The organism is Ruegeria sp. AK4, assembly GCF_056541025.1.
Genome location: NZ_JBQFXS010000002.1, coordinates 338,960 through 364,069, shown reverse-complemented (window position 1 = coordinate 364,069; position 25,110 = coordinate 338,960). Strand labels below are relative to the sequence as shown.

The 25,110-nt window shown below is 61.9% G+C and carries 20 protein-coding genes; 10 read left to right on the top strand and 10 right to left on the bottom strand.

Annotation, left to right across the window (positions count from 1 at the left end):
• Nucleotides 1–2: 2 nt before the first annotated feature.
• Nucleotides 3–764, bottom strand: coding sequence for a DUF6478 family protein (locus ACR0EZ_RS05560; RefSeq protein WP_480611631.1), 762 nt, complete (start codon nt 762–764; stop codon nt 3–5).
• 230 nt (nt 765–994) lie between these two features.
• On the opposite strand from ACR0EZ_RS05560, the gene ACR0EZ_RS05555 reads away from it, so the two are divergent.
• The 4 genes from ACR0EZ_RS05555 to ACR0EZ_RS05540 are packed head-to-tail and all read left to right on the top strand — an operon-like array spanning nt 995 to nt 7,255.
• Nucleotides 995–4,102: an ABC transporter transmembrane domain-containing protein gene (locus ACR0EZ_RS05555; protein ID WP_480611630.1), complete on the top strand. Its 3,108-nt coding sequence runs from the start codon at nt 995–997 to the stop codon at nt 4,100–4,102.
• The gene (locus tag ACR0EZ_RS05550) at nt 4,095–4,991 is read left to right on the top strand and encodes a CPBP family intramembrane glutamic endopeptidase (protein WP_480611629.1); all 897 of its coding nucleotides are present in this window, start codon (nt 4,095–4,097) and stop codon (nt 4,989–4,991) included. Before ACR0EZ_RS05555 ends, ACR0EZ_RS05550 begins: the two co-directional genes overlap by 8 nt.
• Nucleotides 4,992–5,051: 60 nt before the next feature.
• On the top strand, nt 5,052–5,984 hold the full coding sequence (gene accD / locus ACR0EZ_RS05545; protein ID WP_480611628.1) for an acetyl-CoA carboxylase, carboxyltransferase subunit beta: 933 nt from the start codon (nt 5,052–5,054) through the stop codon (nt 5,982–5,984).
• On the top strand, nt 5,981–7,255 hold the full coding sequence (locus tag ACR0EZ_RS05540) for a bifunctional folylpolyglutamate synthase/dihydrofolate synthase (protein WP_480611627.1): 1,275 nt from the start codon (nt 5,981–5,983) through the stop codon (nt 7,253–7,255). Before accD ends, ACR0EZ_RS05540 begins: the two co-directional genes overlap by 4 nt.
• Before the next feature lie 62 nt (nt 7,256–7,317).
• Here the strand turns inward: ACR0EZ_RS05540 and zapE are convergent, their stop codons facing one another.
• A complete protein-coding gene (gene zapE, locus ACR0EZ_RS05535; RefSeq protein ID WP_480611626.1) occupies nt 7,318–8,376 on the bottom strand; it encodes a cell division protein ZapE in 1,059 nt (352 codons plus the stop codon).
• Nucleotides 8,377–8,525: 149 nt separating this feature from the next.
• Here zapE and ACR0EZ_RS05530 point away from each other — a divergent pair, with 149 nt between their 5' ends.
• The gene (locus tag ACR0EZ_RS05530; protein ID WP_480611625.1) at nt 8,526–9,761 is read left to right on the top strand and encodes an MFS transporter; all 1,236 of its coding nucleotides are present in this window, start codon (nt 8,526–8,528) and stop codon (nt 9,759–9,761) included.
• A gap of 19 nt (nt 9,762–9,780) precedes the next feature.
• On the opposite strand, the gene ACR0EZ_RS05525 is transcribed toward ACR0EZ_RS05530, so the two are convergent.
• From ACR0EZ_RS05525 to ACR0EZ_RS05500, 6 genes are all read right to left on the bottom strand, one after another.
• Nucleotides 9,781–11,820 (bottom strand): bifunctional aldolase/short-chain dehydrogenase, encoded by a 2,040-nt coding sequence (locus ACR0EZ_RS05525; protein ID WP_480611624.1) that lies wholly within the window; start codon nt 11,818–11,820, stop codon nt 9,781–9,783.
• An 81-nt stretch (nt 11,821–11,901) separates the two neighbouring features.
• A complete protein-coding gene (mtnA, locus tag ACR0EZ_RS05520) occupies nt 11,902–12,996 on the bottom strand; it encodes an S-methyl-5-thioribose-1-phosphate isomerase (RefSeq protein WP_480611623.1) in 1,095 nt (364 codons plus the stop codon).
• 111 nt (nt 12,997–13,107) lie between these two features.
• Nucleotides 13,108–13,563, bottom strand: coding sequence for a YaiI/YqxD family protein (locus tag ACR0EZ_RS05515; protein ID WP_480611622.1), 456 nt, complete (start codon nt 13,561–13,563; stop codon nt 13,108–13,110).
• Nucleotides 13,560–15,008 carry a Si-specific NAD(P)(+) transhydrogenase gene (gene sthA / locus ACR0EZ_RS05510; protein ID WP_480611621.1) on the bottom strand — a complete coding sequence of 483 codons (1,449 nt, stop codon included), beginning with the start codon at nt 15,006–15,008 and terminating at the stop codon, nt 13,560–13,562. The genes ACR0EZ_RS05515 and sthA overlap by 4 nt, the downstream gene beginning before the upstream one ends.
• A gap of 3 nt (nt 15,009–15,011) precedes the next feature.
• Nucleotides 15,012–15,845 (bottom strand): S-formylglutathione hydrolase, encoded by an 834-nt coding sequence (fghA, locus tag ACR0EZ_RS05505; RefSeq protein ID WP_480611620.1) that lies wholly within the window; start codon nt 15,843–15,845, stop codon nt 15,012–15,014.
• A gap of 103 nt (nt 15,846–15,948) precedes the next feature.
• On the bottom strand, nt 15,949–16,878 hold the full coding sequence (locus ACR0EZ_RS05500; RefSeq protein ID WP_480611619.1) for an AEC family transporter: 930 nt from the start codon (nt 16,876–16,878) through the stop codon (nt 15,949–15,951).
• A 160-nt stretch (nt 16,879–17,038) separates the two neighbouring features.
• Between ACR0EZ_RS05500 and ACR0EZ_RS05495 the strand changes: the two genes are divergently transcribed.
• A complete protein-coding gene (locus tag ACR0EZ_RS05495) occupies nt 17,039–17,656 on the top strand; it encodes a TetR/AcrR family transcriptional regulator (protein ID WP_480611618.1) in 618 nt (205 codons plus the stop codon).
• Between the two features lie 5 nt (nt 17,657–17,661).
• Here the strand turns inward: ACR0EZ_RS05495 and ACR0EZ_RS05490 are convergent, their stop codons facing one another.
• Both ACR0EZ_RS05490 and ACR0EZ_RS05485 read right to left on the bottom strand, forming a co-directional pair.
• On the bottom strand, nt 17,662–18,363 hold the full coding sequence (locus ACR0EZ_RS05490) for a GntR family transcriptional regulator (RefSeq protein ID WP_480611617.1): 702 nt from the start codon (nt 18,361–18,363) through the stop codon (nt 17,662–17,664).
• A gap of 73 nt (nt 18,364–18,436) precedes the next feature.
• The gene (locus ACR0EZ_RS05485; protein WP_480611616.1) at nt 18,437–19,801 is read right to left on the bottom strand and encodes a formimidoylglutamate deiminase; all 1,365 of its coding nucleotides are present in this window, start codon (nt 19,799–19,801) and stop codon (nt 18,437–18,439) included.
• Nucleotides 19,802–19,884: 83 nt separating this feature from the next.
• Between ACR0EZ_RS05485 and hutI the strand changes: the two genes are divergently transcribed.
• The 4 genes from hutI to hutU are packed head-to-tail and all read left to right on the top strand — an operon-like array spanning nt 19,885 to nt 25,101.
• Nucleotides 19,885–21,096, top strand: a complete 1,212-nt coding sequence (hutI, locus tag ACR0EZ_RS05480; protein ID WP_480611615.1) for an imidazolonepropionase — start codon at nt 19,885–19,887, stop codon at nt 21,094–21,096.
• The gene (gene hutH, locus ACR0EZ_RS05475) at nt 21,093–22,631 is read left to right on the top strand and encodes a histidine ammonia-lyase (RefSeq protein WP_480611614.1); all 1,539 of its coding nucleotides are present in this window, start codon (nt 21,093–21,095) and stop codon (nt 22,629–22,631) included. Before hutI ends, hutH begins: the two co-directional genes overlap by 4 nt.
• Complete coding sequence (gene hutG / locus ACR0EZ_RS05470; protein ID WP_480611811.1) at nt 22,631–23,422, top strand: N-formylglutamate deformylase; 792 nt, start codon at nt 22,631–22,633, stop codon at nt 23,420–23,422. Before hutH ends, hutG begins: the two co-directional genes overlap by 1 nt.
• The gene (hutU, locus tag ACR0EZ_RS05465; RefSeq protein WP_480611613.1) at nt 23,419–25,101 is read left to right on the top strand and encodes a urocanate hydratase; all 1,683 of its coding nucleotides are present in this window, start codon (nt 23,419–23,421) and stop codon (nt 25,099–25,101) included. Before hutG ends, hutU begins: the two co-directional genes overlap by 4 nt.
• The last annotated feature ends 9 nt before the right edge of the window (nt 25,102–25,110 follow it).

Sequence of the window (25,110 nt, the reverse complement as noted above, 5' to 3'; positions counted from 1 at the left end):
TCTCATAAATCTGCGCGGTGGTGGCGGCAAATGGTCAGGTCGCGCAGGACGATGCGGTTCATGCGCGGGTTTTCGATGATCAGGTCCAGCCAGATTTTCTCGATCCGCCGCTCGTTCAGCGGCAGATGCGCCAGATCGAAATCAACCGCTGTGGAGGGCCCGGACATATCCATCTGCCGCAACACCTGTTCCGCGTTCGGCCCGTGCTGCACGTTGAGGCGGGCAAATATCTCAACCGGTCGTTCGCTGTCGATCAGGGTGTCAACGCATATCAGATGCTGACTGGTCAGGTTCTGCGCGGCGTCTTTCGGCAATTCGACGGAAAGCGACAGGAACCCGCCTTCGAAGCTGAACACCTCGATCGCCAGACTGTACGGTGCCAGGTCCCGCTCTTTGCGGTTTCTGATTTGGCGTGCCGCAATCTCGGCCTGCGGGCAGTCGTGAAACAGTGTCACCTGACCGTCCAGCGCGGCCTTGCGCCGGGGCGACGCCAGACCGGGTTGCGCCAACGGTCCGCGCCACAGATCGGGCCGCCAGCTCCAGTCCGTTCCGACCGGTTTGGGAAACTGGGCCGATCCGATCAGCGGGTGGCTCAGGCGGCTGTCCGCCTCGTGAATCAGCCGGTCCAGATGGGTGCGCAGGGCGCGGGCCTGATCGCGCTGCTGGCGCAATATCGGTTGTGCCGCACCCGTAGCTTCCAAAGCCGCCGTGCGCCAGCGCCCAAGAATCTTGCGGTGAAGATAGCGGTCCAGAATTCTGCCCATGGTTCCATCGTCTGAAGTTGCTTCTGTTTAATCAATCAGAGGATGCGGGACAAAGCTGAAATAAGGATTGGCGGACAGAATTTACCAAATCCGGACGGTCGCGACACGACCGGACAAGAAACGCGCGCCCATTCTTGCAAAGGGCCAAGGCAATGCTTACCGTCTGCCATCTGACCCACGCGGAACATCGCAACCGTCGCAGTTCCTCCCACTCCGGACAAGGCCCAGGCATGGAACCCACTCTGTTTTCATTCATCTGGAAATACTCGAAGAAACAACAGCTTGTTCTGTTGGTTCTGACGGTTTTGTCGTTCCCGTTCCTCTATGCCTCGCTGGAATTGCCCAAGCAGATCATCAACGACGCCATCGGCGCGCCCGCTGACACGGTGGTGGTGTTCGGGATCACCGTGACTCAGGTGCAATATCTGCTGATCCTGTGTTTTGCCTTTCTGGCAACCGTGATCGTCAGCGGGCTGATGAAAATGCGCATCAACACGATGAAAGGCGTTCTGGCCGAGCGTATGCTGCGCCGTCTGCGGTTCACCCTGATTCACCGTGCGATGCGGTTTCCGAAATCCTATTTCGCCACCACCAGTCAGGGAGAACTGGTGTCGATGATCACGTCCGAGGCCGAACCGATGGGCGGGCTGATGGGCGATGCCATCGCCCAGCCGGTGTTCCAGTTCGGGCAGATGATGACAATTGTTACCTTTCTGTTCATGCAAAGCGTTTGGTTCGGGTTGGCCAGCATCGCCCTAATCCCGTTGCAGGCCTGGCTGATCCCCAAACTGCAGCGCCAGATCAACCTGCTGAACAAGGACCGCATTCAGGAGGTCCGGCAGCTGAGCTCGGAGATCGGTGAAAGCGCGGCGGGCATCAGCGACCTGCGCACCAATGGCGGCTGGCGTTACCGGCTGGCGCAATTCAGCCACCGTCTGGGAACGTTGTTCGAGATCCGGTTCCGGATCTACAACAAAAAATTCTTCATGAAATTTCTCAACAATCTGATCACTCAGATGACGCCGTTCCTATTCTATTCGGTTGGCGGCTATCTGGCGATCACGGGTGAGGTTACGGTGGGCGCTCTGGTCGCCGCGCTTGGGGCATACAAGGATCTGAGCGGCCCGTGGAAGGACCTTTTGACCTATTACAATCAGGTGCAGGACATGTCCCTGCGGTGGGAGATTGTGACCGAGCGCTTCGCGCCATCGGACATGATCCCCGAGCACCTGTTCGTGGGCGAGCCCGAGACGATCCCGCATCTGACCGGCGATATCGAGCTGCGCAACGTGACCGTTCGCGACAATGACGGCAAGACCGTTCTGGAAGATATCGACCTGACCATTCCCAAGGGGGCCCGCGTGGCGATCCAGTCGACCCACGCCGCCGAGCGAAACGCCTTGGCCCAGTTGTTGACGCGCGAGGTTCTGCCGGTTCAGGGAGAGGTTATTCTGGCCGGGCACGATCTGCGCGATCTGCATCAGTCCGTTATCGCGGCGCGGATCGGCTATGCCTATTCGCGGCCCTATCTGTTTGACGGCACTTTGGGCGACAACCTGATGATGCCCTTGCGGACCCACCCGCAGCATGAGACAGATGCAGTGAAAGCACCCACGCGCCGGCAGATCGAAGCGGTGCGCGCCGGGAACCCGCCGGATTCGCTGTCGGATGAGTGGATCGACCCCGGTTTGGCCGGGCTGGATGACATCGACGATATCCGCGACTGGTGGTTCGAGTTGGTCGAGGCGATGGGCATTGACGAATTCATGTTCCGCCGCACCCTGCGCACGCGTTTCGACCCCGAACTGCACCCGATACTGGCCCGTGGGATCGTCGATCTGCGTAAATCCGTAGACGAAAAGCTGCGCGCCAAGGGTCTGGACCAATATGTCTACAGATTCGATCCCGACCGGTTCAATCCCGCTGTTCCGCTGGGCGGCAACCTGCTGTTCGGGGCCCCGGCACGCGATATCTCACCCGAGATTCTGGCAGGCGACGGGCGGTTCCTGTCCATGCTCAGTGCGCATGACCTTGCAGAAGACGCGATGAGCATTTCAAATGCGGTGCTGGAAACGCTCAACCACGCCTTTGGCCGTGACGGCACGGACCACCCCTTGTTTCTGAGGCTGGGCATGTCGAAAGACATGTATCACCGCCTGCTGGACATTCAGGACCGCCGCAAGGCCAAGGGCGATGCCGAGATCAACGATGACGAGCGCGCGACGCTGCTCACCGTTCCGTTTCTGCTGACAGCCGAACAGATCGGCCCGGATTTCCCGGAAGAATACAAGGACAAGATCCTGGCGATCCGCAAGGCACGGGCGGACCAGCTGCGCGGCGCGCTCGATGGAATGTTCCTGCCCGTGACGCCCGAGGCCTACATCCCCCGCCTGTCGGTGATGGAAAACGCGATCTATGGTCGGGTGTCCCTGATGGCAGGCGCGCATGCCGAAGACATTGAAAACGTCGTGGCCGAAGCGATGAACGAGGCCGGTTTGCGCCGCCGCGCCGCTGCCATCATCTATGACCTGCCTTCAGGTCTGGGCGGGAACAACCTGCCGACCGTATTTCAGGAACGCGCCGCGTTTTCGCGGGCCGGGATCAAACGCCCTGATGTCCTGATCCTCGACAAGGCGCTGGCCAGCCACGATTCCGAAAGCCGCCTGCGCACGCGTCTGAAACTGCGCGAATTGCTGCCGGATTCAATCATGATCTTCATGGAGGACCACTTTGCCCATCCCGAAGCCTATGATCTGTTCGTCGAAATCAAGCACGGGCGGATCGACGGCGTCTCGCGCACCCAACCTGTGCACGTCCAGGGGGCCTCGGCCGATCTGAGCCGCAAGATCGAGGTGATCGCCTCGACCGAGCTGTTCTCGGGCATCGATGCCCGCAACCAGCGGCTGCTGGCGTTTTCGGCGCAGTGGTACGAGGCTGCGGCGGGTCAGGTGATCTTTTCCTGCGGACAGATACCGGACGCGGCCTATTTGTGCATCGCGGGTCAGGCCAAACTGGAATGGACCGAACCGGACGGGGCGAAGCGAACGGTTTCGATCATCGAGCCGGGTCGCCTGATCGGCGATCTGTCGATCATCACCGGTGAAGAGCGGCAACTGGACCTGACGGCCGTCGATGATTGTTCGTTCCTGCGGATCGGAGCGGAAGAACTGCGCGCGGTTGTCGAAAGCGATGCCACGGTTGCGGTGCAACTGCTGCAAACCGTGGCCGGGTATCTGACCATACTGGCCAACCGGATCAATGCCGCCAGCGCCGGAGCGGATGTTTTCCCGGATGTGACTCAGCCCGAGGGCCTTGAGGGTGCCGGTGACAATGCGTGACGATGAACCGGGCGCTTACGCCGCCCATGACCGCCTTATCGCGCCCGCCCGCGCCCGGCCCGAACTGTGGCGGATTGCGCTGGGGCTGGCTTTGGTCGGCATTCTTGTCAGCGCGCTGAACCTGATCCTGTTCTCGGCGATTGCCGGTATCGCCCCCTATTACTGGACCGCTGTTCTGTTCAAGGGCGGCACACCGCTGGCCATGTTCGTGCTATTGGGCAGCTTCGGGTTCATCACACTGGGTGTCGCCGTCGCCGCGCGCCTGCTGCAGCACCGGGCTTTTGCGTCGATGATCGGGGCGCGCGGCACCGCACTGGCTCAGTTCTGGAGGGTGTTGCGCGCCCTGATGATCCTGGGCGTGATCGTGACCGTTCTGCCGCCCTATAACATGGGCGAGCCGCTTCAGGCGAACCTCAGCCTGTCTGTCTGGCTGATGCTGCTGCCGATCTCAGCCTTCGCCGTCCTGATTCAGACCAGCGCCGAAGAGGTTCTGTTTCGCGGATACCTGCAGCAGTCCTTGGCGGCCAGATTTCGGTCCCCGGTGATCTGGATGGGCGTTCCCTCGATCCTGTTTGCCGCCGGTCACTACGCGCCGGCCCTTGCAGGGGACAACGCCCTGCTGGTCGCCACATGGTCTTGCGTCTTTGGCCTGCTGGCTGCCGACCTGACAGCGCGGGCAGGGACCCTTGGCCCGGCTGTCGCCCTGCATTTCTTCAACAATGCGGTTGCGCTGCTGTTTATCTCACTGCCCGACAACCTCAGCGGTCTGGCCCTGTTCCTGCTGCCCTATGACATGTCGGATACCGGCATGCTGCGGCAATGGCTGCTGGTGGATTTCGCGGTCATGATTGTCTGCTGGCTAACCGCGCGCCTTGCGATCAGGCGCTGATTGCATTTCCGGCCGTGGCGTCTTATTTGACGTCAACGCCGCACTAGCCAAGGTTCCGACATGAACTGGATCACAAACTACGTCCGCCCCCGGATCAACTCGATCTTCTCGCGCCGGGAAGTGCCTGAAAACCTTTGGCACAAGTGCGATGAATGCGGAACCATGCTGTTTCACCGCGAGTTGGCGGAAAACCAGAACGTGTGCACCCAGTGCGGCCATCACATGGCAATCACCCCGCGCGAGCGATTCCAGCATCTATTCGACGGCGGCATCTTCACCGAGGTCGACGTTCCCGCCCCCAAGGACGATCCGCTGCAATTCCGCGATCAGAAGAAATACCCGGATCGCATGAAAGCCGCGCAGAAAAAGACCGGCGAGAAAGAGGCGATGCTGGTCGCCTCGGGCGAGATCGGCCGGACACCGATCGTGGCCGCCGCGCAGGATTTCTCGTTCATGGGCGGATCGATGGGCATGTTTGTGGGCAATGCCATCATCGCCGCCGCGCAAGAGGCGGTGAAACTGAAACGCCCGCTGATCCTGTTTTCCGCCGCTGGCGGTGCCCGGATGCAAGAGGGCATCCTGAGCCTGATGCAAATGCCCCGCACAACCGTCGCGGTGGAAATGCTGAAAGAGGCGAACCTGCCCTATATCGTCGTTCTGACCCATCCGACCACCGGAGGCGTGACCGCGTCTTACGCGATGCTGGGCGATGTGCATATCTCGGAACCCAACGCGCTGATCTGCTTTGCCGGTCCGCGCGTGATCGAACAGACCATCCGTGAAAAACTGCCCGAAGGGTTCCAGCGCGCCGAATATCTGCTGGATCACGGCATGCTGGACCGCGTAACCAAACGGACCGAGATGCGCGAAGAGCTTATCACCATCACGCGGATGCTGATGGGGCTGCCGCCTGCGGTCAAAGGAGATCTGCCAGCGCCGACTCCCGAGGAAACACAGGAAAAAGCCCCCGCCGAGGATGCAGGCAAGGAATGACCGCGCCAACGTCCGACGCCATCCTCGACCGGATGATGGCGCTGCACCCCAAGATCATCGACCTGACGCTAGACCGCGTCTGGAACCTGCTGGCCGCGCTGGACAATCCGCAGGACAGACTGCCGCCCGTGATCCATATCGCCGGCACCAACGGTAAGGGCTCGACCCAGGCGATGATCCGTGCCGGGCTCGAAGGGGCAGGGCTGACCGCCCACGCTTATACCTCTCCGCATCTGGCGCGTTTTCACGAACGCATTCGTCTGGCCGGGGAGCTAATCTCCGAACCCAACCTGACCGCCGTTCTGGATGAGTGTTACGAAGCCAATGGCGGTGAAAACATCACCTATTTCGAGATCACAACCTGCGCCGCCCTTCTGGCCTTTGCCCGCGCACAGGCCGATTACACTTTGCTCGAGGTCGGTCTAGGCGGTCGTCTGGACGCGACCAATGTAATCGAAAAACCCGCCGTCACCGTGATCACACCGATTTCAATCGATCACGAGCAGTTTCTGGGCGACACGCTGGCGAAAATCGCCGCCGAAAAGGCAGGGATCATCAAGCGGGGCGTGCCTTGCATCGTTGGACCTCAGCCCGATGAGGCGATGGAGGTTATCGAACGCACCGCAGCCAAACTCGGCGCGCCGCTGATTGCCCATGGGCAGCACTGGCATGTCTACGAAGAACAGGGGCGGCTGGTCTATCAGGATGAAACCGGTCTGCTGGACCTGCCCCTGCCCAACCTGCTGGGGACGCATCAGATTCAGAACGCCGGTTCCGCTCTGGCGGTTCTGCGCCATCTGAACCTTGGCGATGCCGCCTATGAGGCCGCGGTCACCAAAGCCGAATGGCCCGCGCGCATGCAGCGTCTGAAAACCGGACCGCTGGTGCAGTCGGCCCCGCAGGCCGAACTGTGGCTGGACGGGGGGCACAATGCCGCCGCGGGCATCGCATTGGCCGATGTTCTGGCCAGGCTGCCTAAACGCCCGACCCATATGATCTGCGGCATGCTGAACACCAAGGATGTGACGGGTTATCTGGCACCGCTGGCCACGCAGGCCCAAAGCCTGACCGCTGTCTCCATACCCGGCGAGGCGGCCACGCTCAGCGCCGAGGAGACCGCCGCCGCCGCCGCCAAAGTCGACCTGCCCGCCACCACCGCAGACGGCGTCAGCGCCGCCTTGGCCGCGATCACGCAAAAAGACCCGCAAGCGCGGGTTCTGATCTGCGGCTCACTCTATCTCGCCGGAAACATCCTGCGCGAAAACGGCTAGCGCTTCATCTTTTCAAAAATACTCCGGGGGAGTCGCGCAAAGCGCGGCGGGGGCAGCGCCCCCTATTTCCCCCAATCCTGATCCTGCATCTCGCGCAGCCGCGAGGCGGTGCGCTCGAATTCAAAGGTTCCTTCGCCCTCGACATACAACATCTCGGGCTCGGCAGCAGCGGAACAGATCAGGCGGACTTTACCTTCGTAAAGCGCATCGATCAGGGTCACAAAGCGCTTGGCCTCGTTGAAGTTGTTGCGCGAGAGGCGGGGAATATCCTCAAGGATCAACACCTTCACTTCTTCGGCGATGGCCAGATAATCCCCCGGCCCCAGCATACGGCCGCACAGATCGTAGAACGACGCGCGTGCCACGCCGTTCCGGAAGGCAGGCAGTTCAACGGCCCGCCCCTTGACCTGTAAAATCAACGGATCCGCCGGGCCACCGGCCAGATCGGCCCAAACAGACCGGATGTTCTGCCGCGCCTCGGGCCCGATCGGCGTGAAATAGACCGGCGCGCCCTTTAACCTGTTTTGCCGGTAGTCGGTCGGAGAGATCAGTTCCCACACCTGCAACTGCTCTTTGATATGGGCGATAAACGGCAGGAACAGCTGCCGGTTCAGCCCGTCCTTGTACAGATCGTCCGGATGCCGGTTCGAGGTGGTCACAACCGCCACCCCGCCCTCATGCAACAGGTCGAACAATCGCCCGACGATCATGGCGTCGGTAATGTCGGTGATCTGCATCTCGTCAAAGGCCAGCAGGCGGACCGACTTCACGACCTCCTGCGCGACGGGCGCAAGCGCATCCTCGACCCCGTCCTGACGCGCCTTGTGCATGCCTGCATGGATTTCCTGCATGAAGGCATGGAAGTGAACGCGCCGCGCAGGGGTATCCCCCAGCGTGTCCACGAACATATCCATCAACATGGATTTGCCGCGCCCGACGCCGCCCCACAGGTACAGCCCCTGCGGGGCAGGGGGCGCTTTGCGAAACAACCCGCGTTTGACAGGTTGGGCCAGCGCGGCCCGGATACGCTCGAAATGCGGCAGGACAGCCTCTTGCGCGTCGTCCCGGGTAAGGGTGCCTTCGGCGATGCGGGCCTCGTAATGCGAAATCAGATCCGTCATGGGTCCGAGCCTTACCTATCGGTTTGCGCCATGAAAAGCGGGCATTTTTGCCGACGGTTCAAATTTCGTTATCCGTGACCGCAAAACTGCTGAATTGACGCCCGGTTCCAATAGATTACCGTCTGCCGGACGAAATCCCCGAGGGGCCCATGCCGCAATACGACCGCCTGCTGAACCCAATCCTGATCGTCGGATGCATTATCATCACGGTCAGCTTCGCCGTGCGCGCCTCTTTCGGCGTGTTCCAGATTCCGATTGCGGATGAATTCGGATGGCTGCGCACCGATTTCTCGATGGCGATTGCGATTCAGAATCTGGCCTGGGGGATCGGGCAACCGATCTTTGCCGCCATTGCCGAGAAGGTCGGCGACCGCAAAGCGATCGTTCTGGGTGCGCTGACCTATGCGGCAGGGATGGTGCTGTCAGCCTGGTCCGTCACCCCGTTCGGGCATCAGATGTACGCCTGGCTTGTCGGCTTCGGCATCGCCGGAACCGGGTTCGGCGTGGTGCTGGCCGTGGTCGGGCGCGCGTCGTCGGACCAGAACCGGTCGATGTCGCTGGCCATCGTGACGGCGGCGGGCAGCTTTGGTCAGGTGCTGGGTGCGCCGACCGCCGAGTGGATGCTGACTTTCCTGCCGTGGCAGCAGGTGTTCATCATCTTCGCCATTGCGATCCTGGCGCTGGTTCTAACGCTGCCCTTCATGCGCGCGCCGCAAGCCATATCCAAGGCCGAGCTGGAAGAAAGCATGAGCCAGATTCTGGGCAAAGCGTTTCGCGATCCTTCTTACGCGTTAATATTTCTGGGCTTTTTCAGCTGCGGGTATCAGCTGGGGTTCGTAACCGCGCATTTCCCGGCCTTCGTGACCGAGATGTGCGGGCCGATCCAGCCCGGCGGCGTGTTGCATTCCATCGGCATCACCACAACCTCGGCCCTTGGGGCGGTTTCGATCTCACTGATCGGGCTGGCCAATATTGGCGGCACGCTGCTGGCCGGTTGGGCGGGCAATCACTTCCCCAAGAAATACCTGCTGGCCGCTGTTTACACCGGCCGGACCCTCGCGGCGGCGCTGTTCATCATGTTCCCGATCACGCCGCTTTCGGTGATCGCCTTTTCGCTGGTGATGGGGTCCCTGTGGTTGGCGACGATCCCGCTGACATCCGGTCTGGTCGCGCATCTCTATGGGTTGCGCTACATGGGAACGCTCTACGGCATCATATTCTTCAGCCATCAGGTCGGCAGCTTTCTGGGTATCTGGCTTGGCGGCCGCATGTATGACCAGTTTGGCGACTACACTTTCGTCTGGTGGATCGGCGTGGCGATTGGCGCGTTCAGCGCCATCGTGCACCTGCCGATCCGTGAGAACCGAACTCCAGTCGCCGCCTGAGACGGCAACCGCGCTTTGGTCAGCGCAGTTCCGCTTCGGTGTTTCCCCCGTCCACGGTCACGACGTGACCCGTCGTACGTTCCATCAGTGCCAGTGCGACAAAGGCGTTGGCCACATGAGTGGCCTCAACCTCGCGGCCCAGCAGGTTGCCCGCCATATAGGTATCTTCGCTAACACCACGCGCCTCTGCGCGTTCGCGAATGAATCCATCGGTCAACAGACCCGAGCGGATGCGGTCTGCGTTCACGCCGTTCACCCGGATACCATCACCGGCAAGCTCAAGCGTCAGTTGGCGCAACAGGAACATCGTCGCCGCCTTGGGTGTGCCATATGCCCCCATATTCCGGCCCGGATTGATGGCCTGTTTTGAGATATTGAACAGAATCTGGCCCCCGCGCCCCTGCGCCTGCATCACGCGGGCAGCGCTGGATGCAAAGGCCTTGTGGGCAAAGAAATTCAGCTCGAACGCCGCGCGAAACGCGGCGTCGTCAAGGTCCAGCACCGCGCCCGAGGTTGCCGATCCGGCGTTCGAGACCAGAATATCCAACCCGCCAAACCGATGAATGGCCGCATTCACCGCTTCATCAGCCGCGCCATCTTCGGTCACATCACAGGCGAAAGTAGAATGCCAGTTGCCAAGCGTCTTCTGCGCCTCGGACAGCGCCGTCTCATCCCGATCCACCAGTACGATATTGGCGCCCGAGGCCGCAAAGGCCTGCGCGGTTGCCCGACCAATCGCCCCGGCCCCGCCCGTGATCATCACCACCTTGCCCTGCAGGGGCGGCGGGGCGGATTTGCCAAGCTTTGCCTGTTCCAGCGACCAGTATTCGCAATCGAACCGGTCCTTCTCGCCGATTGGGTAAAACCCACCCGCATCCTCACCCACGGCGCGCACCCGCAGGTTCTGCTCTGCCAGATCCGCCGCCGCCGAGGCCGCTTTGGCATTGGCCCCGATACCAACCACCCCGACGCCTTCGATCCACGCGTGTTTGGGGTCGGCGGGCAAAAGGGTCTTGGGTTCATCCGCCTGCGGGGCTTGCCGGTTGAAATAGGCGAGATAGGTTTCGGCAAATTCCTCGACCCTGGCTTTCAGCTGCGCACGCCCGCCGGTCAGGTCGGATGCGCGCAGGACAAGCGGGCTGCCCTTGGTGCGCAGCACATGGTCGGGCGAGGCCATGCCCCGACCGGACAAATCTTCGATATCTGAGCGTTCAAGGAACTCCATGACGTCCGGCCCGTTTCGAAGATCGAACACCGGCAAGGGATCGTCGCGGCCTGCCGAGACCTCGGCAATAACGCCGCGCAGCGCTGGCAGCACCTCAAGGTTTGCAGCGGGTTCACGCTGGCCGATGGGCGTCACCGAACCCATGCCGAAATAGGCCGCGACTTCGTTGGTGTGCGACACGATCTTGTCATAGCTTTCCTGGGCGGTTTCCCCGAAGGTGAAATGCCCGTGCTTCAGCAGCAAAAGCCCCTCGACATTCGGGTATTCGTCGAACACCTCAGCCGCTTTTTTCGCCAGACCGAAACCGGGCATGATATAGGGCACGATGCCCAGCCGGTCGCCAAATATCTCGCGGCAGACCTCTTCGGCATTGGGCAGGTTCGCCAGCACCAGAAACGGGGTCGCGTGGGTGTGATCGACGTATTTATGCGGCAGAAAGGCATGCAGCAGCGTTTCGACCGAGGGGTTGGGCGAGCCGGAGTCCAGCAGGTTGGCGCGCTGCACATTGACCATCTCGAAATCCGTCAGCCGATCCAGCGCGCGCAGTTTCAGCAGCGGGTCGAGCCAGACACCCGGCAGACCCGGCGCTTCGATACTGTCCAGATCCCAGCCCGACCCCTTGACGTGCAGAACCCGCTGCGGGTCGCCGAACAGGTCGGGCCGTTCAAGCTTGACCGAGGTATTGCCGCCGCCATGCATCAGAAGGTCCGGGTTCTGCCCGATCAGCCGCGAAGTATAGACGCGTTCGCCCAGTTCCTGATCGGCAGGGTTTTCGCCCGCCTGATTGCGCCATTGGCGGGCTTCATCCGTCTTGTACCAGTTTTCGATCATCATGTTTTCTCAGCAAAATTCTCACTGCGGGTCGTGGGCTTTTCCAATCAGACCGGACTTTCGTCGGGCAGCCTGAACAAAATGTTAACCGGCTCTTTCTGGGAACAAATCAGCCAGCCCCTCGGCAGAGGCATCACATACACCGCGTTCGGTGATCAGCCCGGTGACCAGCCGGTTCGGCGTCACGTCAAAGGCAGGATTGCCGCCTTCCGTTCCGTCGGGGGTCACGCGCACGTCGGCAATGGCACCTTGATCATCGATTCCCATGACGTGCGAGACTTCACCCTGATCACGCTCTTCAATCGGGATTTCCTCCACCCCGTTGCGAACCGTCCAGTCGATGGTGGGCGAGGGCAGGGCCACATAAAACGGCACGCCATTGTCATGCGCGGCCAGCGCCTTGAGGTAGGTGCCGATCTTGTTGCACACATCGCCCTGCGCCGTGGTCCTGTCGGTGCCGGTGATGACGGCGTCCACCAGCCCGTGCTGCATCAGATGCCCGCCCGCATTATCGACGACGTAGCGATGGGGAATGCCGTGTTCGCCCAACTCCCACGAGGTCAGCGCCCCTTGATTGCGGGGCCGGGTTTCGTCCACCCAGACATGGACCGGAATACCGGCCTCATGCGCGTGATACATCGGGCTTGTGGCGGTTCCCCAATCCACCGTCGCGAGCCATCCTGCGTTGCAGTGGGTCAGCAGGCGCACCGGCTCGCCCGCAGGTTTGCGGGCGGCGATGCTTTTGATCAGTTCCAGCCCGTGCCGACCGATCGAGGCGTTGATCTTTACATCTTCATCCGCGATCTCCTGCGCGAGTTTCCACGCCTGATCCGCCCGGTCACCGGGGGCTAGCGGCATCAGCGCCGCCCGGCACTTATCCAGCGCCCAGCGGAGGTTGATTGCCGTCGGCCGGGTTGCGTTCAAAACCTCATAGGCCGCATCGAACGAGGCATCCGAGCTGTCACGGGACATCTGCTCGGCGACTCCAAATGCGGCCGTCGCGCCGATCAGCGGCGCGCCCCGGACCCACATGTCGCGGATTGCGGTGGCAAATTCATCCAGCGTTTTCAGCGTTACGATCCGAAACTCGTGCGGTAACCAGCGTTGATCGATGATCCGAACCTCACCCGCTGCGGTGTCCCACCAAATCGATCGGTAGTGTTCGCCTTTGACTTTCATACTGCACTCTCCGTGTTCCAAAACGCGCGGTCAGGTTTCAACCGCAAGGTGCGTTCTAAAACCCCGGATGTAAACGGGGTATTCGGGTTCCGCCGGGTTGGTCAGGCGCCATCAGCCCCGCAGCGCCGCGCGCAACTCGCGCTCTAACGCATCCAGAAAGCGGGACCGGTCTGCCTTGCTGAACGGTTTCCCGCCACCGCCCGCGCCCAGAGGGTTTGCGGCGCGCAGGTCGGCCATCAGATCGCGCATCGCCAGTTGCTGCCCGATATTGGCCGCCGTGAAGGCCTCGCCATTCGGGCGCAGCACGCGCGCGCCGGCCTCGACGCATTTCGCGGCCAGCGGGATGTCAGAGGTGATCACCACATCGCCCATCCGGCAACGCTCGGCGATCCATTTGTCGGCCTCATCCGCGCCTTCGGCCACGATGACGACCTGCACCAGCGGGTTGGCCGAGGGTCGCAGCCCGCCGTTCGACACCAGCGCCATCGGCACTTTGTGCCGGGTCGCGACCCGTTCGGCTTCGGCCTTTACCGGGCAGGCATCGCCATCGACATAGAGCGTTGTCACGCCTTTTTGGCCTCTTTTTTCGCGGGTGCCTTGCGCACTTTGAACTCGTCCGGGATGGGCATGCGGTTGAAGGCGTCGAGACCGGCGATCTTGTACGCCTCGGCCAGCGTCGGGTAGTTGAAGGTGTTCTGGACGAAGTAGTCCACCGTGCCTTTCAGGTTCAGAACCGCCTGCGCAATATGGATCAACTCGGTCGCGCCTTCGCCGACGATCTGGACCCCCAGCACCCGGCGGGTTTTCAGCGAGAACAGCATTTTCAGCATGCCGTGCTCCAGCCCCATGATATGCCCGCGCGAGGTTTCGCGAAACCGCGCCACGCCGACCTCGTAAGGGATACCGCGTTCCTGCAATTCTTCTTCGGACATGCCGCAGGTCGAAATCTCGGGCACGGAATAGATGCCATAGGGATACCACGGGCTTTCCGGCAGGGTGGGCGTGTCCAGCGCATGACACGCCGCAACACGCCCCTGTTGCAGCGAGGTCGAGGCCAGTGAGGGGTGGCCGATCACATCTCCTGTCGCGTAGATGTGCGGCACAGCCGTCTGATAGGTCTTGCGATCCACCTTGATGCGGTTGCGATGGTCGGTTTCCAGCCCAACCGCATCCAGATTCAGCGCCGAGGTCGCGCCCATGCGCCCGGCAGCAAACAGAAGCATTTCCGCCCGGACATGGCGGCCGTTTTCGAGTGTGACCTCAACATGCTCGCCAGCGTCTTCGATCTTTTCGACCGCCGAGCCCAGTCGCAAATCGACACCGTTCTCGCGAACCTGATGGGTGAAATCGTGGATCAGGCGGCTGTCGATGAAATCGAGGAAGGTTTCCCTGGGTTCGATCAGCGTCACCCGCACGTCGAGCGCCGAGAACATGGTGGCGTATTCGACCCCGATCACGCCCGCGCCGATAACGCAGAGCGACCGGGGGATTTCGGCCATTTCCAGAAAGTCGTCGCCATCGACGACGGTTTTGCCGTTGAACGGCACATAATCCGGGCGGTAGGTCTTGGTGCCCGTGGCGATCAGGAACTTGGCGGCTGTCAGGCGCGTGGTTTCGCCCGCGTCGGTGGCGACCTCGACCTCGTGCGGGCCGATGAATTTCGCCAATCCGTTCAATGTTTCGACGTGGTTGCGGTTGAACTGATGTTCCAGCACGTCGACCTCGTGATCGAGCGTCATGTGCAGGCGCGCCTTGAGGTCCTCGGCGCGGATCTGGTCCTTGACCCGATAGGAGCGCCCATAAAAGCTGCGCTCGCGCCAGCCCGACAGGTTCAGCACGGTTTCCCGCAGGGTCTTCGACGGGATTGTCCCGGTATGCACCGATACCCCGCCAAAGCGATCCTTGCGGTCGATCACCAGCACCCGCCGTTTCAGCTTGCCCGCCTGTATCGCTGCCGAACGCCCCGACGGGCCGGACCCGATGATGATCAGGTCATAGTCGTATTTGCTCATGCCTCAGTCCCCGTACAGCGCTTCGGCGTGGAAAGTGATGTGGTCTTCCATGAAGGTCGAAACGAAGAAATACGAGTGGTCGTAACCCGGCTGCAGACGGTAAGTTGCCTGCTGGCGGCGTTCGGCAATCGCCAGCGCCAGCGCCTCAGGGCGCAGCAGGTCGATGAACTGGTCGCTGGCCCCGGTGTCGATCAGGATCGGGCCGTCGAACCCCTTTTCCTTCATCATCAGCGAGGCGTCATGTTTGGCCCACAGGGCCTCATCATCGCCCAGATAGGCGCTGAGCTGTTTGCGCCCCCAATCCGCCCCGGTCGGGTTCGAGATCGGTGCAAAGGCCGAGACCGACCCGAACCGCCCTGGCAGGTTCATCGCCAGCGTCAGCGCGCCATGGCCGCCCATCGAATGGCCGGTGATGGCCTGACGGTCCATGTCGATGGCAAAGTTCTCGGCCAGCAGAGCGGGCAGTTCCTCGGCCACGTAATTCCACATGTTGAAATGCGGGGCCCATGGGGTTTGTGTTGCGTTCACGTAGAAGCCAGCACCCTGACCCAGATCGTAATCCTCGTGATCGGCCACGCCTTCGCCACGCGGCGAAGTGTCGGGGAACACAACCGCGATGCCCTGTTCCGCAGCCCAGGCCTGTGCGCCTGCCTTGGTCATGGCGTTTTCATGGGTGCAGGTCAGGCCGGAAAGATACCACAGGATGGGAACGGGCCCGTCTTTGGCCTCGGCAGGCAGGAACAGGCCGAAGGTCATGTCACATTGGCAAGCCGAGGAGGCATGGCGGTACACACCCTGTACACCACCGAAACAGGCATTTTCTGAAAGGGTTTCCATCTGGCTTTGTCCTTACATTGGGGTTGAGCCATGGCTAACGTTCCAAAAGCCGCACGTAAAGTGCGGCTGCCTTCGGCGAGAGTATTTTTCGAAAAGGTGAAGATCAGGGTGTTGTTACCCAGGCGATCACCAATGGAACGGTCAGAATGCTTACGATCGTCGATAGCAGTATCGCGGCGGACGCGCGATGGGGGGCGACCCCGTAATGCGCGGCCAGCATGTAGACATTGCCCGCCACGGGCAGGGCCGCGGCGGCAATGGCGACCGTTGCCGAAAAAGGGTCGATGGGGACCAGCCAGATCAGCGCAACGGCGACGCAGGCGGGATGGACGACCAACTTGCAAAAGCTCAGCCAGGCGGCGACCTGCAGCCGTTCCGCGGATTTTCCGGCCAGCGAGGCCCCGATTGCGAACAAGGCTCCGGGCGTTGCCGCGCCGCCCAGAATGGTCAGGAAGTCATTCAGCGGGCCCGGAACCGGGACTTGCAGCGCCGACCAGATCAGCCCGGCGGAGATGGACACGATCATCGGGTTTTTCAGCAATCCCAGACCGATCAGCCGGAATGTGGCGGGGGTCAGTTTTCCGTCCCGCCCGCCGTTTATCAGGATCACGATGACGGATGAGAACACGACAAGATCCACCGCAAGAACCAGCATCACCGGGCCGATTGCCGCTTCGGTCAGCAACAGTGCAAGCATCGGCAGGCCCAGAAAGCCGACATTGCCAATCGCCGCGCATTGGGCCTCGACCGCGGCAGTGGGGATGTCAAGCCCGCGCAGCCAGGCGACGCTGGTGGCCAGCGCATAGACCGTCAGCGTTCCGGCCAGATAGCCCAGGATCAGCCGTCCGTTGAAGATATCCGCAAAGGGCAGCGTCGCCGCAAACCGGAACAGCATTGCCGAGAGGGCGAAGTAGAATACGAATTTGGTCAGATAGGCCGTCGCCTCGGCGGTGAAGAACCGCGTGCGCCCGGCCCAGTAGCCAAGGCCGATGATTGCAAAGAAGGGCAGGGTGCGTAGGAAAATCTCGACCATGCGCACTGTCCTAGCATGGTTTGCGGGCGCGGCAAGCGCTCTGACAGAGGCGCGACAAACAAGGTGTCTGCGGCATCGGCGGTTTTGAAAGCGCCGCGAATCGTTGTATCTGAACCGATCGGTTTATAAGCTTGCCCCACGCAACATCTCAGGAGACGACATGACCCAAACCGCCACCATCCTGCGCACTGGCCGGAAATTCGATCAGGTCTTGCGCGGAGCCCGAGAGGTTTTCATGGCGGATGGGTTCGAAGGAGCAAGCGTGGACGATATCGCCCGCGCTGCCGGTGTCTCGAAGGCCACGTTGTACAGTTACTTTCCCGACAAGCGCCTGTTGTTTGTCGAGGTCGCACAGACCGAATGCAACCGCATGGCGGATCACGTCATCGCGATGGTGGATGAGACCAAACCTGTGCGTGAGGTTCTGATGATCACAGCGCAGCAGCTTACGGGTTTTTTGATCTCGGATTTTGCGCAGCAGGTGTTCCGGGTCTGCGTGGCCGAGCGGGATCGCTTTCCCGAACTAGGGCGCGCGTTCTATGAGGCGGGCCCACGAAACGGCCAGTGTCACATGGCCAGCTATCTGGAAAAAGCGGTGGCCAAGGGCGAGTTGAAAATCGGCGACATCCAGTTCGCCGCCGAACAGTTTTCGGAACTGTGCAAGGTGCGGGTCTGGACCCGGGCCGCGTTTGGCATTCAAAGCGAGTTCAGTCAGGCCGAGATAGATCAGGTCGCGCAGCATGCGGTGGATATGTTCATGGCGCGCTACGGGGTTTGAAATTCTCAGTACGTGGTGCGCATCTGATAGCCCTGATGAAATGTCATTCTGACGAAGGTGACCGGGCTTTCCCGAAACCATGTGGTGCGTTCCATCTGGAACAACGGGGTTCCCGGCGGGACCGACAGGAATTCTTGTAACTGGCCCGCCGCTGGCACGGCTGAAAACGCGATTTCGGCGTTTGAAAACGGAACTTCCGCCAGCAGCCATTCGTTTGGACCGACGGCCAGAAAATCCTCATCCACCACATGCGGAACCGCTGGTACGTTGATCCAGCGTTCCTCGTACTGGAACGGGCGGTTGTCGGCGTGGTGCATGCACTGCAGATGCAAGATTTTCGTGCCCTCCTGAATGCCCAACTTGGCCTGCAGCCAGGCGGGACAATCGATCAGGGTGCGCGCGACCAGGGCGTAGCGGTATTGCGCATTCATTTCCTCGATGGTCTGGCGGACGACCGCAATCGGCAGCTTGGCCTGCTTGACCGGAGTGGTGACAACGCGCGTGCCGCCCTTGCGCTTGCGGGTCACGATGCCCTGTTCGGCCAGTTCCCTCAGTGCCCGGTTCACCGTCGCACGGGCGCAGCCGAATTCGGCCGCAAGCTCCAGTTCGGTCGGCAGCAAACTGCCCTGCGGCCAGATCCGGGTCTGAATGCGGTTCAGCACCTCGTCCCGGATGTCCTGAAAACCGATGGGTTTTTGATCGTTCAAGGTGCGCTCATATTTGTTTCGGTCATATTTATATTATGTCTGTGTTTATTTGGATTGCAAAGATGCCTTGGGGTCAAAGCTTTGGGACAAGGTCTGCCATCGCCTGACGGTAGTTGGCGATAATCCGGTCCCGTGCCACGTGGCGCCCGTTTTGCACCTGATGGCGACCGGCCGACCAGACATCCGTTACCACGCTGTCTTTGGCGGCAAAGATCAGCCCGTCAAGCAGTTGTTGCGCGTTGAGCCCGCACAAAGCCGGGGTCTTGCTGTCGATAGCGACCAGATCAGCCAGCATGCCTTCGGCGATCATTCCGGCCTGACGGCCCAAGGCCTGCGCGCCGCCCGCAGCCGCGCCGCAATACAGCGTCTGCCCCACCGACCCTTCACCGACCACCAGCACGTTCCGGGACAGGTCGCGCAGGCGTTGGGAATATTCCAGCGTGCGCAACTCCTCGGTCAATGAGATCAGCACGTTAGAGTCGGAGCCCACGCCAAAGGCACCTTTCGCTTCCAGATAGGCCGCGCCATTGAAAGGGCCATCGCCCAGATTGGCCTCGGTAATCGGGCAGAGTCCGGCGACGGCTCCGCTGGCAGCCATTGCGCGGGTTTCGGCGTCGGTCATGTGGGTCGCGTGGATCAGGCACCAATTGCCATCGACCGGCGCATTGTCCAAAAGCCACTCGACCGGGCGCGCGCCAAGCCCGGCTTGGACCTCGGCCACTTCCTTGGGCTGTTCGGCGATGTGGATATGGATTGGGCCCGCAACTTGCGCTGCCACGACCTGCGCCAGATCACGCGGGCAGGTGGCCCGCAGGGAATGGGGCGCAATTCCGACACGGAAGTCGCCGGGCAACGCATTCAGCGCAACCCGCGCCTGATCCACCAGGGCGCGAAACCGATCCACGCCGTTGCCAAAGCGCCGCTGACCCGCCTCTAACAGGTGCTCGCCGACACCCGCGTAGGAGTAGAGCACCGGCAGGTGGGTCAGGCCGATTCCGGTTTCTGTCGCAGCGGCCATGATCCGGTCGGACATCTCGGACAGGCGGTCATAGGGCTGCCCGTCCGGTTGATGGTGCAGATAGTGAAACTCTCCGACCGAGGCATACCCGGCCTCCTGCATCTCAAGATAGGCCAGCGCGGCGATGGCCTGCACATGCTCGGGTGTCAGGTGCGCGGTGAAGCGGTACATCAGGTCCCGCCATGTCCAGAAACTGTCGCGCCCGGCCAGACGGTATTCGGTCATCCCCGCCATCGCGCGCTGAAAGGCGTGGCTGTGCAGGTTCGCGAGCGCCGGCAGCAGGGTATCCACCCGAACATCGCCCGTCTGCGCCGATGCGTTCGGCGAGAGGCCAGCGATCCGCCCGTCCCTGAACTCAAGCCTCAGGTTTTCTGCCCATCCGGTCTCAAGAAGGGCGCGCTGTGCGAATAGGGCGGTCATGCGGGGCTCCTCAAATAATGCATAGACATAATACAGATTGGACTGTACTAGAAAAGAGCGAAAAGCGAGGGAGATGGATTCGAATGCAGGCCCGCGATCAGGTGCTACTCAATCTGCAAGCTGCCACGATGGCAGAAGGGCCTGAGAAATACGGGCTGATCGAGGATGCGGCGGTCGTGATCGCGGATGGGCGTATCGCATGGGTCGGGAAACAGGCCGACCTGCCTGCGGATCATGCGTCGCTGCCCGGAACCGATCTGGATGGCCGTCTGGTCACGCCCGCGCTGATCGATTGCCACACCCATGTGGTGCATGGCGGCCACCGTGCTGTCGAGTTTGAGATGCGCCTGAACGGTGCGACCTACGAAGAAGTTGCGCGCGCCGGGGGTGGCATCATCTCGACCGTGAAAGCCACGCGCGAGGCCGGTGTTGCCGACCTGATCGCACAGGCGTTGCCGCGTGTGGATGCGATGTTGGCCGAGGGTGTTTCGGTGATCGAGGTCAAATCCGGCTATGGTCTGGATCGCGAGACCGAGTTGAACATGCTGCGTGCCGCGCGGGCGTTGCCGGACCATCGCCCCGTTCGGGTGGTGACAAGCTTTCTGGGCGCGCATGCCATTCCCGACACCTACAAAGACCGCGCCGACGCCTATATCGCCGAAGTTTGCATCCCGACTCTGCGCGAGGCGCATGAACTGGGACTGGTGGATGCAGTGGATGCGTTCAGCGAGGGGATCGCCTTTCTGCCGGATCAACTGGTGCCCTTGTTCGATGTAGCGAAAGAGCTTGGCGTGCCGATCAAACTGCATGCCGAGCAGCTCTCGAACCTTGGCGGTGCAAAGATGGCTGCCGGGTATGGCGCGCTGTCGGCGGATCACATCGAATATCTGGATGAAGAGGGCGTTCAGGCGATGGCTGTCGCGGGGAGTGTCGGCGTCATCCTGCCCGGCGCGTTCTACACCCTGCGCGAAACCCAATCCCCGCCGATCAACCTGCTGCGCCAGTATGGAGTGCCGATGGCGCTGGCGACGGATTGCAATCCGGGTTCCGCGCCCATGACCTCGTTGCTTTTGGCGATGAATATGGGTTGCACTTTGTTTCGCATGACGCCCGAAGAGGCGTTGCAGGGCGTCACCACCCACGCGGCCCGCGCGCTTGGTCTGACCGATTGCGGCCGGATTGCCGCTGGTCTGCGCGCTGATCTGGTGGTCTGGGATGTGCAGCACCCGGCCGAGCTTGCCTATCGCGTCGGCTTCAACCCGCTTCACACTCGCTTTTTCGGAGGTGCGACTTGACGACCCTGACCCTCACGCCCGGTGCGGTGTCTTTGAAACAATTGGAACAGGTCTTTCGGGAAGAGCGCGCGGTACGTCTGGACCCGGCTTGCCGCCCTGCCATCGAAGCGGCCCATGCGCGGATCGCTGACGCAGCCGCGGGGGATCTGGCGGTGTATGGCGTCAACACCGGTTTCGGCAAGCTGGCGAGCGTCAAAATCGCCGCCGAGGATACAGCAACCCTGCAGCGCAATCTGATCCTCAGTCATTGCTGCGGTGTCGGGCCAGCAATCCCGCGCGCGCATGCCCGGCTGATGATGGCGCTGAAACTGCTGAGCCTTGGCCGCGGCGCATCCGGTGTCCGGTTGGAGCTGATCGACCTGCTGGAAGCCATGCTGGCCAAGGGCGTGACCCCGGTGATCCCGGCGCAGGGCTCGGTCGGGGCCTCGGGCGATCTGGCACCGCTGTCGCATATGGCCGCTGTCATGATGGGTGAAGGCGAGGCCGAGTTTGGCGGCGATGTGATGCCCGGTGGCAGGGCGCTGAACGCGGCGGGGCTGCAACCGGTTGAACTTGGCCCGAAAGAAGGGCTTGCACTGATCAACGGCACCCAGTTTTCCACCGCCTTCGCACTGGCAGGCCTGTTTGGCGCGTGGCAGGCGGCGCAAAGCGCGCTGGTGACCTCGGCGCTGACAACGGATGCCATCATGGGGTCAACCGCGCCTTTGCAGCCCGAAATTCACACTCTGCGCGGTCATCGCGGGCAGATCGAAGCCGGGGTTGCCATGCGCGCTTTACTGGCGGGTTCGGTCATCCGCGAAAGCCATCGCGACGGTGATACGCGCGTGCAGGATCCGTATTGCATCCGCTGCCAGCCACAAGTCGTTGGGGCCGCGATGGATGTGCTGCGTCAGGCGGCAACAACGCTTGAGATCGAGGCGAACGCGGCGACCGATAATCCTCTGGTTCTGGCCGAGACCGGTCTGATCGTTTCAGGCGGCAACTTCCACGCGGAACCGGTGGGGTTTGCCGCTGATATGATCGCGCTGGCGGTGGCCGAGATCGGCGCAATTGCGCAGCGCCGCATCGCGCTGATCGTCGACCCGGTACTCAGCTTCGATCTGCCGCCGTTTCTGACCCCCAATCCGGGGCTGAACTCGGGCCTGATGATCGCCGAAGTCACCACGGCGGCCCTGATGAGCGAGAACAAGCATCTGGCCAATCCCTGCGTGACCGACAGCACGCCGACCTCGGCCAATCAGGAGGATCACGTGTCGATGGCCGCCCATGGCGCACGCCGTCTGGGGCAGATGGTGGCCAATCTGGAGCGTATTCTGGGGGTAGAACTGCTCTGCGCCACCCAAGGCGTCGAGTTCCGCGCGCCATTACCGACCAGCGAAGCCCTTCAAGGCGTGATGGCCAGGCTGCGCGCAATCGTGCCACCGCTGGGCGACGATCGTTACACCGCGCCGGATATCGAGGCCGCTTCGACCTTGATCGCCAGTGGTGAGATCGCCCATCGCACAGGCATCGCCATGCCGGAGCTGGGCGCATGATCGCCCCGGTCGAAGTCACACGGGGTGATGGCCCTGTCGTGCTGGGCTTGCCCCATACCGGGACCCATGTGCCGCCGGATATCGAGGCTGCCTTGAATCCAATCGGCAAGAGGCTGAGCGATACCGACTGGCATATCCACGACCTTTACTGCGGCTTGCTGCCCGGCGCGACAACGGTGCGGGCGACCTTCCACCGTTACGTGATCGACGCCAACCGGGACCCGTCCGGTGTCACGCTCTATCCCGGTCAGAACACCACGGCTCTGGTGCCGATGACGGATTTTGATGGTCAGGACATCTGGACCACAGCACCCTCGGAACAGGATATCACGCACCGTCTGGCGCAGTTTCATGCGCCCTATCACGCCGCGCTGACCGCCGAGCTGGAGCGCGTGAAAGCGATCCACGGCATCGCTGTCCTCTACGATTGCCACTCGATCCGCAGCCAAATTCCGTTTCTGTTCGACGGCACGCTGCCTGACATGAATATCGGCACCGATGGCGGCACCACCTGCGCGCCCGAGATCGAGGCTATCACCCATGAATTTGCGGCCTCTTCCCCCTATAGAACCATTTTGAACGGGCGGTTTCGCGGCGGTTGGAGCACGCGGCACTACGGACGCCCGAGCGAGGGCACGCACGCGATTCAGATGGAATTGGCGCAATCCGCCTATTTGACCGCCGAGACTGCGCCCTGGGCGTACGACCCGCAAAAAGCCACCCGCTTGCGCCGCTGGCTGCGCGATATTCTGGATGCCATCCAAGACACAGCACTGGAGCTTGCCCCATGACCGATCCCCGCAAGAACACCCGCGACGTGTTTCCGCCCACCGGCCCCGAGCTGAACACCAAAAGCTGGATGACCGAAGCGCCGATGCGGATGCTGATGAACAATCTGCACCCGGATGTGGCGGAAAACCCGCATGAGCTGGTGGTCTATGGCGGCATCGGTCGCGCGGCGCGGACGTGGAATGATTTCGACACCATCGTCGCCAGCCTCAAGGATCTGGAAGAGGATGAAACGCTGGTGGTGCAATCCGGCAAGCCGGTGGCCATCGTGCGGACGCATGCGGATGCACCTCGGGTGCTTATCGCCAACTCGAACCTTGTGCCGCATTGGGCCAACTGGGACCACTTCAATGAGCTCGATAAGAAGGGTCTGATGATGTACGGCCAGATGACCGCCGGCTCGTGGATTTACATCGGCACGCAGGGCATCGTTCAGGGCACTTATGAAACCTTCGTCGAGGCTGGCCGTCAGCACTATGACGGTGACCTGACAGGCAAGTGGATTCTGACCGGCGGGCTTGGCGGCATGGGCGGCGCGCAGCCTCTGGCGGCTGTCTTCGCCGGGGCCTGCTGTCTGGCGGTCGAATGCAACCCCGACAGCATCGATTTCCGCCTGCGCACCAAATATCTGGATGAAAAGGCCGAGACGCTGGACGAAGCGCTTGCGATGATCGACCGCTGGACCAAAGCGGGCGAGGCCAAGTCGGTCGGCCTGCTGGGCAATGCCGCCGAGATTTTCCCCGAGATTTACCGCCGCATGCAAGCGGGCGGGATGCGCCCCGATATCGTCACCGACCAGACCAGCGCCCATGATCCGGTGAACGGCTATCTGCCGCTGGGCTGGAGCATGGCGCAGTGGAAGGACAAGCGCGAAAGCGATCCGAAGGCCGTGGAAAAAGCCTCCCGCGCCTCGATGAAGCAACACGTGGCCGCGATGGTCGATTTCTGGAACGCGGGGGTGCCGACGCTGGATTATGGCAACAACATCCGGCAGGTGGCGCAGGATGAAGGGTTGGAAAACGCCTTTGCCTTCCCCGGCTTCGTGCCCGCCTATATCCGCCCGCTGTTCTGCCGGGGCATCGGCCCCTTCCGCTGGTGCGCGCTGTCGGGCGATCCGGAAGATATCTACAAGACCGACGCCAAGATGAAAGAGCTGTTCCCCGAGAACACTCATCTGCACAACTGGCTCGACATGGCGCAGGAGCGTATCGCCTTTCAGGGCCTGCCCGCGCGCATCTGCTGGATCGGGTTGGGGGATCGCCACCGCGCGGGTCTGGCCTTCAACGAAATGGTCCGCAGGGGCGAGTTGAAAGCCCCCGTTGTGATCGGGCGCGACCATCTGGACAGCGGCTCGGTCGCGTCGCCCAACCGCGAGACCGAAGCGATGAAGGACGGTTCGGACGCTGTGTCGGACTGGCCGCTGCTGAACGCGCTGGTCAATACCGCGTCGGGCGCGACATGGGTGTCGCTGCATCATGGCGGCGGTGTCGGGATGGGGTTCAGCCAGCACGCGGGCGTGGTGATTTGCGCCGACGGGACCGATGCGGCGGCCAAACGGCTCGAGCGGGTTTTGTGGAACGATCCTGCCTCGGGCGTGTGGCGGCATGCCGATGCAGGCTATGACATCGCCAAGGACTGCGCACGCGAACACGGGCTGCGGCTGCCGGGTATCCTGGGGTAATCCTGCGCA

Excerpts from the sequence above, each read along its gene's own strand:
- ACR0EZ_RS05560 (WP_480611631.1), bottom strand. The coding sequence starts at position 764 with ATGGGCAGAATTCTGGACCGCTATCTTCACCGCAAGATTCTTGGGCGC.
- ACR0EZ_RS05555 (WP_480611630.1), top strand. The coding sequence starts at position 995 with ATGGAACCCACTCTGTTTTCATTCATCTGGAAATACTCGAAGAAACAA.
- ACR0EZ_RS05550 (WP_480611629.1), top strand. The coding sequence starts at position 4,095 with ATGCGTGACGATGAACCGGGCGCTTACGCCGCCCATGACCGCCTTATC.
- accD (WP_480611628.1), top strand. The coding sequence starts at position 5,052 with ATGAACTGGATCACAAACTACGTCCGCCCCCGGATCAACTCGATCTTC.
- ACR0EZ_RS05540 (WP_480611627.1), top strand. The coding sequence starts at position 5,981 with ATGACCGCGCCAACGTCCGACGCCATCCTCGACCGGATGATGGCGCTG.
- zapE (WP_480611626.1), bottom strand. The coding sequence starts at position 8,376 with ATGACGGATCTGATTTCGCATTACGAGGCCCGCATCGCCGAAGGCACC.
- ACR0EZ_RS05530 (WP_480611625.1), top strand. The coding sequence starts at position 8,526 with ATGCCGCAATACGACCGCCTGCTGAACCCAATCCTGATCGTCGGATGC.
- ACR0EZ_RS05525 (WP_480611624.1), bottom strand. The coding sequence starts at position 11,820 with ATGATGATCGAAAACTGGTACAAGACGGATGAAGCCCGCCAATGGCGC.
- mtnA (WP_480611623.1), bottom strand. The coding sequence starts at position 12,996 with ATGAAAGTCAAAGGCGAACACTACCGATCGATTTGGTGGGACACCGCA.
- sthA (WP_480611621.1), bottom strand. The coding sequence starts at position 15,008 with ATGAGCAAATACGACTATGACCTGATCATCATCGGGTCCGGCCCGTCG.
- fghA (WP_480611620.1), bottom strand. The coding sequence starts at position 15,845 with ATGGAAACCCTTTCAGAAAATGCCTGTTTCGGTGGTGTACAGGGTGTG.
- ACR0EZ_RS05500 (WP_480611619.1), bottom strand. The coding sequence starts at position 16,878 with ATGGTCGAGATTTTCCTACGCACCCTGCCCTTCTTTGCAATCATCGGC.
- ACR0EZ_RS05495 (WP_480611618.1), top strand. The coding sequence starts at position 17,039 with ATGACCCAAACCGCCACCATCCTGCGCACTGGCCGGAAATTCGATCAG.
- ACR0EZ_RS05485 (WP_480611616.1), bottom strand. The coding sequence starts at position 19,801 with ATGACCGCCCTATTCGCACAGCGCGCCCTTCTTGAGACCGGATGGGCA.
- hutI (WP_480611615.1), top strand. The coding sequence starts at position 19,885 with ATGCAGGCCCGCGATCAGGTGCTACTCAATCTGCAAGCTGCCACGATG.
- hutU (WP_480611613.1), top strand. The coding sequence starts at position 23,419 with ATGACCGATCCCCGCAAGAACACCCGCGACGTGTTTCCGCCCACCGGC.